General features: G+C 57.8%; 1 protein-coding gene. It reads left to right on the top strand.

Going from position 1 to position 3,164, the window contains the following annotated elements; genetic code table 11:
* Nucleotides 1-201: 201 nt before the first annotated feature.
* Nucleotides 202-3,164: Tn3 family transposase (locus tag A3A5_RS0116080; protein WP_018311576.1), on the top strand; the 2,963-nt coding region annotated here is incomplete at its 3' end.

Here is a 3,164-nt window from a genome sequence, read left to right as displayed (position 1 = left end):
GAATTCACCGAAGGAACGAGGGTAGTCAATGTCTGCGGTTGGAAGCTCCATGCTCGAAGTATGGAATAGCTCCGGTTAAATGGATACCCCAGATACCCATTATCTCAGCATCACGATATAGACTGCCAAAATTTTCACAAACCTTACCCCCGGAAATCGGCGTAGCGCCCCCCGCTGGGATCCGATTTTTCAAGGAATGGCATGCCACGTCGTACCGTACTCTCCAACACCGAGCGGGAAAAGCTGCTTTCTTTCCCGGACGGTGAGGACGAGCTCATTCGCTACTACACATTCAATGAAACAGATCTTGCACTAATCCGGCAACGCCGCGGCGCTGAAAACCGGCTCGGGTTCGCCGTGCAGCTCTGCTACGTGCGCTATCCCGGCATCATGCTGTCCGCCGGCGAGGAACCACCCCAAGCATTGCTCGAAATGGTCGCTCGTCAGCTTCGCATCTCGCCATCGCATTGGGCAGACTACGGACGACGTGATAAGACCCGAAGAGAGCACCAGGCAGAACTTCAAGCCCTGCTCCAGATGCGAGCCTTCACAATGGCCGACTATCGCGCAGCAGTGCAGGCACTTGTCGAGCTAGCACAGCAAACCGACAAGGGAATCATCTTGGCCACGGCACTGATCGATTCCCTAAGGCAGCAGGCGTTGCTGCTGCCCAATGTCAACGTCATGGAGCGCATCTGTGCGGAAGCCGTGACGCGAGCAACCCGCCGCATATACCAGGTCCTGACCGAACCGCTCACGGACCACCACCGACATCAACTGGATCAACTTCTGCAGCGCCGGCCTGACGGGCGCCTAACCTGGCTCGCTTGGCTGCGTTTGCCTCCGGGCAAGGCCAGTTCCCGCCAGATGTTACAGCACATCAATCGCTTGAAGATGCTACGAGCGATCAACCTGCCAGATGGAATCGAACGACTGGTTCACCAGAACCGGTTGCTCAAGATCGCCCGCGAGGGCGCCCAGATGACTCCCTATGACCTTGCGAAATTCGAGCATCAACGCCGCCACGCAACGCTGACTGCGATCGTCGTTGAGGCTCGTGCAACGGTGACCGACGAAATCGTCGACCTCCATGACCGTATTCTTGGACGGCTGTTCAATCTGGCAAAGAAGAAGCACCGCGAGCAGTTTCACCTGTCAGGCAAGGCGATCAACGACAAGATCCACCAGTACTCGAAGATCGGCCGAGCCCTTCTGAAGGCCAAAGAGAGCGGCGGCGACCCATTCGAGGCGATCGAAGCTGTGATGCCTTGGCACGTCTTCACGAAGAGCGTTTCGGAGGCCGAACAGCTTGCGCAGCCAGAAACCTTCGATTTCCTACATCTGGTTGGCGATTACTTCTCCACGCTGCGTCGCTATGTACCAGAGTTCCTCGACATATTGAAACTGCGTGCAGCGCCAGCAGCCAAGGACTTACTGGCGGCGATCGAAACAATCCGGACAATGAACGCCAACGACGCCCGTAAGGTTCCGGCCGACGCACCAACCTCCTTTATCAAGAAGCGTTGGGAGCCTCTGGTACAGACCAAGAACGGCATCGACCGACGGTTCTATGAAATGTGCGCACTGTCCGAACTGAGGAACCGCCTGCGTTCCGGTGATATCTGGGTTGAAGGATCGCGGCAATTCAAGGACTTCGAGGAATACCTGCTGCCGACTGAAAAGTTCGGTGCGCTCAGGGAGAGCCGCTTGCTGCCACTACCTGTAACTACCGATTGCGATCGCTTCCTGGAGGAGCGGAGCCGGCTACTGGAAATGAAGCTGGCCACCGTCAACCGGCTGGCCGCAGCAAAAAAGCTGCCGGACGCGATCATCACCGAATCTGGCTTGAAGATATCGCCGCTCGACGCCTCTGTCCCAATGGAGGCACAGACATTGATCGACCAGACGTCCCTCATGTTGCCGCGCATCAAGATTACCGAACTCCTGATGGAGATGGATGCATGGACCGGATTCACTCGCCATTTCACGCACCTGAAAACCGACGAGCCAGCCTCCGATAAAACGTTGCTGCTGACGACGATTCTTGCCGACGCCATCAATCTCGGGTTGACCAAAATGGCAGAATCCTGCCCTGGTACCACCTATGCCAAGCTGGCGTGGCTGCAAGCCTGGCATATCCGGGACGACACATACTCACAAAGTCTGGCGGAGCTGATCAACGCGCAGTCGGCGCATTTATTTGCCGCGCATTGGGGTGATGGCTCTACCTCGTCGTCAGACGGCCAGCGTTTCAAGGCCGGCGGGCGGGCCGAGAGCACCGGCCACGTCAACCCGAAGTATGGCTCCGAACCCGGTCGGATGATCTACACGCACATCTCGGACCAGTATGGGCCATATCACACCAAGCTGGTGAACGTCGGCGTTCGCGATTCGACCTACGTACTCGACGGCCTGCTTCATCACGAATCGGACCTGCGAATCAAGGAGCATTACACGGATACCAACGGCTTCACCGACCACGTCTTTGCCCTGATGCACCTGCTCGGGTTTCGATTCGCGCCGCGTATTCGCGATCTTGCGGAAACAAAGTTGTATGTCCCTGGTAGCCCCGATGACTATCCGGCCGTGGCGCCGATGATTGGCGGTACGTATCGGGAAAACCTGATCCGGTCTCACTGGGACGAGATTCTCCGCCTCGCTACATCTATCCGGCAGGGCACGGTCACAGCCTCACTCATGCTACGCAAGCTTGGCAGCTATCCTCGGCAGAATGGCTTGGCCGTCGCGCTTCGCGAACTCGGCCGTATCGAGCGGACGTTGTTCACCCTCGACTGGCTTCAGGATCTCGAACTGCGCCGCCGCACTCATGCTGGCTTGAACAAGGGGGAGGCCCGCAATGCGCTTGCACGATCCATCTTCTTCTATCGTCTCGGTGAAATACGCGATCGCAGTTTCGAGCAGCAACGGTACCGCGCCAGCGGACTAAACCTGGTGACCGCGGCGATCGTTCTCTGGAACACCGTCTATCTTGAGCGCGCTGTGCTGGCAATGGAGAACCGCGGCATACCGGTCGATCCGGCGCTGTTTCCCTACTTGTCGCCCTTGGGGTGGGAGCACATCAACCTTACCGGCGACTACGTGTGGCGCATGAGCCATAAACCGGAGGCGGGAAAGTTCCGCCCCTTGCGGCGTCTGGCAGAGCT

This window comes from Cupriavidus sp. UYPR2.512 (genome assembly GCF_000379565.1).
Taxonomy (GTDB): Bacteria; Pseudomonadota; Gammaproteobacteria; order Burkholderiales; family Burkholderiaceae; genus Cupriavidus.
This window is presented reverse-complemented; position numbering and strand designations above follow the sequence as displayed.